Origin of the sequence: Mesorhizobium sp. M7A.F.Ca.CA.004.12.1.1 (assembly GCF_003997835.1) — a bacterium.
GTDB lineage: Bacteria > Pseudomonadota > Alphaproteobacteria > Rhizobiales > Rhizobiaceae > Mesorhizobium.
Map to the genome: position 1 here is coordinate 1 of NZ_RZRK01000288.1, position 7,084 is coordinate 7,084.

Annotated in this window: 9 protein-coding genes; 6 read left to right on the forward strand and 3 right to left on the reverse strand. The window is 63.2% G+C overall.

The window, feature by feature from the left end:
• Nucleotides 1–136: 136 nt before the first annotated feature.
• Nucleotides 137–352 carry a hypothetical protein gene (locus tag EN984_RS16645; RefSeq protein ID WP_127272601.1) on the reverse strand — a complete coding sequence of 72 codons (216 nt, stop codon included), beginning with the start codon at nucleotides 350–352 and terminating at the stop codon, nucleotides 137–139.
• 454 nt (nucleotides 353–806) lie between these two features.
• Here EN984_RS16645 and EN984_RS16650 point away from each other — a divergent pair, with 454 nt between their 5' ends.
• The gene (locus EN984_RS16650; protein ID WP_127272600.1) at nucleotides 807–1,523 is read left to right on the forward strand and encodes a Crp/Fnr family transcriptional regulator; all 717 of its coding nucleotides are present in this window, start codon (nucleotides 807–809) and stop codon (nucleotides 1,521–1,523) included.
• Here EN984_RS16650 and EN984_RS16655 read toward each other — a convergent pair.
• The gene (locus tag EN984_RS16655; protein ID WP_164749118.1) at nucleotides 1,466–1,822 is read right to left on the reverse strand and encodes a hypothetical protein; all 357 of its coding nucleotides are present in this window, start codon (nucleotides 1,820–1,822) and stop codon (nucleotides 1,466–1,468) included. The two genes, EN984_RS16650 and EN984_RS16655, sit on opposite strands and share 58 nt — an antisense overlap.
• Before the next feature lie 228 nt (nucleotides 1,823–2,050).
• Between EN984_RS16655 and EN984_RS16660 the strand changes: the two genes are divergently transcribed.
• The 3 genes from EN984_RS16660 (at nucleotide 2,051) to EN984_RS16670 (ending at nucleotide 5,554) form a co-directional block, all read left to right on the forward strand.
• The gene (locus tag EN984_RS16660) at nucleotides 2,051–2,797 is read left to right on the forward strand and encodes a helix-turn-helix transcriptional regulator (protein ID WP_127270648.1); all 747 of its coding nucleotides are present in this window, start codon (nucleotides 2,051–2,053) and stop codon (nucleotides 2,795–2,797) included.
• 165 nt (nucleotides 2,798–2,962) lie between these two features.
• Entirely contained in the window at nucleotides 2,963–3,268 is a 306-nt protein-coding gene (locus EN984_RS16665; protein WP_127270646.1) for a hypothetical protein, read from the forward strand.
• Nucleotides 3,269–3,529: 261 nt separating this feature from the next.
• Nucleotides 3,530–5,554 (forward strand): acyltransferase family protein, encoded by a 2,025-nt coding sequence (locus tag EN984_RS16670; protein ID WP_127272599.1) that lies wholly within the window; start codon nucleotides 3,530–3,532, stop codon nucleotides 5,552–5,554.
• 110 nt (nucleotides 5,555–5,664) lie between these two features.
• On the opposite strand, the gene EN984_RS16675 is transcribed toward EN984_RS16670, so the two are convergent.
• A complete protein-coding gene (locus EN984_RS16675; protein ID WP_127268743.1) occupies nucleotides 5,665–6,258 on the reverse strand; it encodes a DUF6456 domain-containing protein in 594 nt (197 codons plus the stop codon).
• A gap of 243 nt (nucleotides 6,259–6,501) precedes the next feature.
• Here EN984_RS16675 and EN984_RS16680 point away from each other — a divergent pair, with 243 nt between their 5' ends.
• Entirely contained in the window at nucleotides 6,502–6,783 is a 282-nt protein-coding gene (locus tag EN984_RS16680) for a DUF982 domain-containing protein (protein WP_127268742.1), read from the forward strand.
• 108 nt (nucleotides 6,784–6,891) lie between these two features.
• Nucleotides 6,892–7,077, forward strand: a complete 186-nt coding sequence (locus EN984_RS16685) for a DUF982 domain-containing protein (protein ID WP_245480077.1) — start codon at nucleotides 6,892–6,894, stop codon at nucleotides 7,075–7,077.
• Nucleotides 7,078–7,084 lie beyond the last annotated feature (7 nt).

Consider the following 7,084-nt stretch of genomic DNA (forward strand, 5'->3'; position numbering starts at 1 on the left):
GCCGTTCTGGACGGTCCGTTCGCGGACAGCACGACCTCCGCGGCCTTCCGCGACATGCCGTATTTCCGGGCGAAGACCGCAGCGTCGTAAGGTTCGTTTTCGGCTACCGGTGCCGCGGACGTGATCCTGGCTTTGGTCATTGGCGCGTCCGCCGGAAACTCTCAAGCAACTCGCCTTCATTGCGGCAGCCATTCTGAAATAGCGAAAACACCGTGGCCGCCAGAAGCTGCACGTCCGACTCTCCCGACATGCGATTGAGTTTGCGCTCCAGGCAGACCCGATCGAAGACGCGCTGGCACAGCTGCAGATCGGAAGGATGGAAACCAGGATTGCGCTTATGAAGGCTCGACATAAGAAGCCCCTTTCGGAGCAGCGACCACTTCCTTGACGCTGTGGGTCAAAAAATGAAATCGGGCTGAGCAAGAGTCAACATCGGCCTTCATCACAGTAAGTATCGTACAATTCTCCCGCCGCTCTGCCCCACTTTTCGAACGGTTCTCGGGCCCGGCGCGACATGGCGCCTTTGTCATTAGCCGGCGGATTTCATCGACCCTCACCGTGATCCGGCGCTCTCATGAAATATGTCGGTTTTGTACCAAGTGGCGCTTGGTACGTTTCCGACACTAACATTCAGGCCGATCTTTTCATATGCGAACGGGCGTTGGGGGGCGCCGTGCTTCGAATTTCATATCGCATTGATATCTTTCTTCGTTCAGAGCCCCTATACATAGGCGATCGTCCGTACGTTTTTACGGGCACGGACGGCTGGGAGATTGGATGGCTCTTGCCCTGCATTGGGCCACGCCATGTCTGATCTCACCAAATACCGAAATCAGCTGCTGCGGCGCATGCCTGCGGATGATCTGGCGTTGCTCGAGCCGCACATGCAGCGCTGCGACTTGCCGCTACGCATGATGCTGGTGACCCCGAATATTCCGATCGAGGCCGTCTACTTCATCGAACAGGGCATCGGTTCGGTGGTCGCCAGCACCGCGAGCGGCCAAGAGGCCGAAGTGGGCTTCATCGGCTTCGAGGGCATGACGGGATATTCCCTGGTGATGGGCGACGACCGTGCGCCGCATGCCTGTTATGTCCAACTCGAAGGCGAAGCGATCCGCATCGAAGCCGGCGCTTTCAAGGCAGCATTGGCGGCAAGTGCAACCTTGCGCATGTTCCTGCTGCGCTTCGTCAACGCGCTACAGACCCAGGCCGGCTGCACCGCGCTCGTCAACGCGCGGCTGAAGCTCGAGGAGCGGCTGGCGCGCTGGCTGCTCATGTGCGACGACCGCGTGCCCGGCGAACATCTCGCCATCACCCACGAATTCCTGGCCATCATGCTTGGTGTCAGGCGGCCAGGCGTCACCGTCGCCCTCCAACTGCTTGAAGGCCGCGCGTTGATCCGCTCGCGTCGGGGCGAGATCGTCATTCGCGACCGCGCCGGACTGCTGGAACTCGCCAATGGCAGTTACGGCGAAGCCGAGGCCGAATATACAAGGCTGATCGGCGAGATCGGCGCGGCCTGATCAGGAGCGGTTGCCGCATCCGGCTTGCCCGATGTCGCTTTGCCGGGCGGTGCCGCACCGCCTTTAAATGCGCCCCGGCCAATCGGCCCATCCCCGTCGATCGGTCCATCCTTGGCTATCGGCAACCCGGCATGCTCCAGACTTGCAAGCTTGCACTTCGTCTGTTCGGCCGCCGCTCCCACAAGGCAGTCGATGGTGAACATGGCACCGGCGTGATCGCTGGCCGCGACCGCCTGGCGGATCTTCGTCAATTGCGCTTGCGTGTAGTCCAGAAGCTCGACCAGGCCGGTATGATCCAAACCGCCCTCCATTGCAGGATGTCGAGAGGCCGATCTCAGGTCGCTCTTGCCATCGAAATACGCCCATTTACACGGCTTGCATAGCCGGACTGTCAGAATCGTACAGTCTACGCGCCACCGGGTCGTTGCCTATTGGCCAAAGGTCCATCTTCGCGCCGCCGCCACGGCATGCAACTGTATATAAGCAATCGCTTGAATACTGGTCCGTACGTCTGTCGGGGAGATGTCGTGCCAATTCGCGAGAATCTCGCCGCCAATCTCAGGCGGCTGGTCCAACGCCACGCTTCCGTCAGCGCGGTGTGCCGTGAGCTTGGCATCAATCGCACCCAGTTCGAGCGCTATCTGCAAGGCAAGGCGGTTCCCAACAAAGCCACCGCAAGGCTGATCTGCGACTATTTCAAGATCGATGAGAATGAGCTGTATCGTGAGCCGGCCGCCGCGGCAGCCAAGAGCGACGGCAACGCAACGCTGCGCCAGGCCCTGTACGAAAACATGGTGCGGCCGCCGTCGCCCGCCATCGCCGGAGGCACATATTTCACCTATTTTTCGATGCCCGGCCGACCCGACTTTTTGATGCGCTCGGTCACCTTCGTGCGGCGCGAGGCCGATCTCGTCACCTTCAGGCGGGTGACGCGCTGGGCTTCGGGCGATGGCCGGGGTGGCTCGAGAATACCCGGCAACCATTACGGCGTGGCGATCTCGCGCCTGAACTGGATTTATTTCACCGGCATCAACCGGCGCCAGACCACCGAGCCCTCAATCATGACCGTGCAGTGGGCTCCCATCTCCGAACCGGTTCTGGTAGGCAGGGCGATCGTCCTCACCGGATCAGGGCCGGCCTTTGTATCCGTCATCATGCGGCAGGACGTCGCCAGGATCAGCATGAGGCGAGCGCTGCAGATGGCCCATATCGTCAGTCTCGACGACCCCAGTGTCGATCGGCTGGTGGTCAGTCTCGCACGAGAGACCCGATAAACTCGCTTCTTACGGGAAAAATCGGGGAAAGTTTCAAGTTTTTCGACTATATTTTTCTTCGTTTCGGGATTTTTGCGCAAAAAACCCCGGAACTTTCACCCAAACCTGTCGTTTTCCAGCTGATCGTTGCTTCGACGATCCCAAAGCAACAGGAGGAGTACCGCCATGAACATCAAGATGATCTGTTTCGGCGCGATGACGCTCTCGATGGTTGCCGGTACGGCGCTTGCCGCGAGCGACACCGGCACGTCGGCTCTCGACGATCCGGCCAAGATGCAGCCCTTCTACACCGACTCCAGCAGGAAGACGATGGTCAGCGACGACGATTTCGTGAAGGCCTGGAAGGCCCTTACGCCGGACGACCAGACCGCGATGATGAAGGCCTGCGAGGACGAGGCGAAGGACGCCACTGCGGCCAACAGCCATCCGGAATTCTGCAGCAGCGTGAAAGCGAACGGCGGCAGCAAGTAGCAATCCAGCGGCCCGATGAGAAACAGCCCCTTCGCGGGGCTGTTTTGCGTCTGCCGCGGGGCGCACGGACAAGCCCGCCACGCAACGATCAAGCCACGCAACGATCAAGCCCGGCCGGCGCGCCGGCCCATTTCCCATTCCTGCTATGTTGCACCGCGATAAAATTGCTCTATGTTGCACTGCGATAAATTTGTTGCATTGCGATATCAGCCTGCCCGGCCGACGTTGCGCAGGGGCTGGGCCTTGCACGAAGGAGCCGTCGTGGCAGCATCGTTCCGGCCGGACATACAAGGATTGCGCGCGCTCGCCGTCGGCGGTGTCGTCGCCTACCATTTCGGCCTCACCGCGCTCCCCGGCGGCTTTGCCGGCGTCGACATCTTCTTCGTCATCTCGGGCTGGCTGATAACAACCCATCTCATGCAGGAGATCGGCGAGACCGGCCGGCTCGACCTTTGGCGCTTCTATGCCAGGCGCGCGCGGCGGCTTCTGCCGGCAGCTTTATTCGTCATCCTGGTTACGCTGGCCGCCGGCTACTTCATCCTGGCGCCGCAGGAGCAGGCGCTCTATTCGCGCGGCGCCATGTTCGCCTCCGCCTATTCCATCAATCTGTGGCTGCTGCGCTGGTCGTTCGACTATTTCGCCGCCGACGCCACCAGCAATCCCTTCATCCACTTCTGGTCGTTGTCGGTGGAGGAGCAGTTCTATCTGGCCTGGCCGGCGCTGCTTCTGCTGGCCGCCTGGCTGCGGCCGGGCCGGCGAACGGCCGCAGCCGTGATCGGCGTTGCCGGCCTTGCCTCCTTCGCCGCCTGCCAGTGGCTGACCAGCGCGGCGCCGGCCTGGGCCTTCTATTTTTCACCGCTGCGCGCCTGGGAGTTCGCCGCCGGCGGCCTGGCGACGCTGGTCCCCATGGCTTTGCTGCAGCACCGCATCTGGCTGCGGGCAGCACTTGGCTGGCTCGGCCTGGCGCTGATCGCGACCGCCTATCTCCTGTTGAGCGAGGACCTGCCCTTCCCCGGCTGGTACTCGTTGCTGCCGGTGGCGGGCACCGTGCTGGTGCTGCTGAGCGGCATCGGCGGGCCGCAGACCAACAGGCGGACCGGCTGGCAAGCCCTTGGCCCGGCCGCCGCTTTGTCCCTGCCGCCCTTGCAATGGATCGGCACGCTCTCCTATTCGCTCTATCTCTGGCATTGGCCGGTCATCGTCTATGCCGGGATGCTGGCGCCGGAGCTTTCCGTGCCGCAGCGCCTTGGCTGTGGCGTGCTGGCGCTCGCGCTGTCGGTGCTCACCTATCATTTGATCGAAGACCCGGCGCGGCGCGGCGCCTGGATGGCGGTAGGCGCCCGCGCCTTTCCCAAGGCCATTCCAGGCGCAAAACCGCTTCGCGCTTTTCCCGGCCTTGTGCTGGTTCCCGCGCTGATGCTGACCGGCACCGGCGTGGCGGTCGCCTATGCCAACGCGCATCTGGCCACGCGCAATATCGGCCCCGAGCAGCGCGGCATCGAGCAGGCGGTCGAAAGACCTTCCATCGCGCGAGCTGTCGACAAGAACTGCCTGGCCGACTTCCAAACGGTGACGCCGAAACCCTGCATGTTCGGCCCGGCCGACGCCACCCGCACCATCGTGCTGTTCGGCGATTCGCACGCCGACCAGTGGTCGACGCCGCTGATCGAAGCAGCCAGGCGCAACGACACAAAGATCATCACCTATCTCAAATCATCGTGCCGCGCTTCGCGGCTCTCCACCTTCAACACGGTGCTGAAGCGCGACTACACCGAATGCGACGCCTGGCGCGAGCAGGCCATATCAGAGATCATCCGCCACAAGCCGCGCCTGGTGGTGATCTCCGAATTTTCCATCGGCAATCTGATCCGTGACCTGCCCGCGGCCGAACGCACCGCTGAAGTAGCGCGCTGGCAGGCCGGCCTGCGCTCGACCTTGCAGGCCTTCAGCCGGGCCGGTGTCGAGACGGCTGTTATCCGCGACACGCCGATCAACGCCAGCTTCGCCGGCTCCTGCGTGGCGCGCACCCTGTGGTGGCGCGAGGCACCCTCGCCGCACTGCGACACGCCAAGAGCCGAAGCCGCCAACGATAGCACCGCCGCCGCCGAGCGCGCCGTGGTGACCAGCGTGCCCGACACCCGCTACATCGACCTCACCAACCAATTCTGCGGCCCGACCACCTGCCACGTCGTCATATCAGGCAAGCTGGCGTTTCGTGACAGGCACCATCTGGCGACGGGCTTTGCCGAGACACTGGCGGGGCCATTGGAGCGGGCCTTGTTTTAGGCGCCTGGGTATCTGCGCCCGGTCCGCATTGTTCATCACATCTTGCGAATCTGTGGAACGGGCTTGATCACCGATCCGGCAGGCATCGCCGGTCGGATCCATTTCACCCCTCACCGCCTCATCATCATCCCGTAATGCACTGCCAACAAATCCAGCCCCACCTTCAGGAGCTTCGTCACCACGTTCCGGCCTTCGCCGGTCTGCTCGGACAGGCGCTTGAGGGAACCGTCCGCGCAGCAGACTTGTCGCACCACGGCGGCCACCTCCCAATGGCCTAGCGCTCTTGTGGCGGCGGCATAGGCCCTGCCGGCGTCGAGCACACTGTCGGCGATGCCGCCGCCATCGCGGCCGCCGTCGACGCGCTCGGTCCAGCGCATCGGCTTGACATCAGCCTGCTGGCTGCAGCGGAAATCCTCGCGGTAGCGCAGACCTGCCTCGCGCTGCTGGCGCGACAGCGAGGTGATGCCGATAAGCGCATCGATGGCGCGCACCCGCACGATGCCGCCGGTGGCGGCGTAGCCGTCATTCGACACCTCGTAGACACGAGCAGCCTCCAGCGTGCCCGCCGCCAGCCGCTTGCGGCCGAAGGCGTCATCCCTGAGCGCGAAATCATGGCCGATCTCGCGGCGTATGCGCACCTGCTCGGCCTCGCCCTTCGGCAATTTCGGCGCCTGCGGTTTGACGGGTCTGGTCCTTTTGCTCATGGGAGGCTCCTGGTTGGCTCGGGATGATGGAGAACGGCAAAGCGGCGATCCTTCGCGCTGTTGGGCATCTCCCCACATGGTCGGCAGGGCGGAGAGAGCCGCCGTTCGGTTGGCCTTCGTTGAATCGGAGGTCGTCGCCTCCTCGCCGCTGCGCCAGCATCCTTGCCGCCCGGCATCCAGGCTGATGGAACCGGCGCGAGCTTTCGACGTTATGTCGCGTCCATGCCAAGGGGAGGTTCGCCGATGACAGCCTTCATGCCGGTTACCGTGCGCTTTTGCGATAACAAAACCATGCTGGTCAGTTCGGTGGCCGGCGCAGCCGAGGCATTGCGCCACCAATGGCCCGACAAGACAGCACCTGGTTATCTCGAGGCGACGCGGCTGGTTACGCTCGCCGTCGAAGGCATCTGCTGCCAGCGCATTGCGTTCGACGCCTTCACCAGGGCGGCCAAGCAACAGAACATACTGGTGGCCAGGCCCAAAAGCCGCGCCCATGACTGGCTGAACGCGGTGGCTAGCCCATGAGGATCGCGCGCCGGCCGAAAAATTGATGCAACCGGCCGCCAGCGGGGCGCGTTTATCGATGCGGTAGTTGGAGCCGCGCGCAAAGCGAAGGTGAACGCCGTGGGTACGATGAAAACCGGAGTGCCGCTCAAAGTGCGGGTGGAAGATGAGATCGAAGAGATCGACAGCGTCAGCGAAGCCGCCGATTTTCTGCAGCGTTGGCCGCTCGAGCGACGCGGCCATGTCTACCGCAGTGCGCTGAACGCCTGCAGCGCGGCGATCGCCGCGCTGCAGGCGTTCAGCGCACTGCGGTAGACATGGC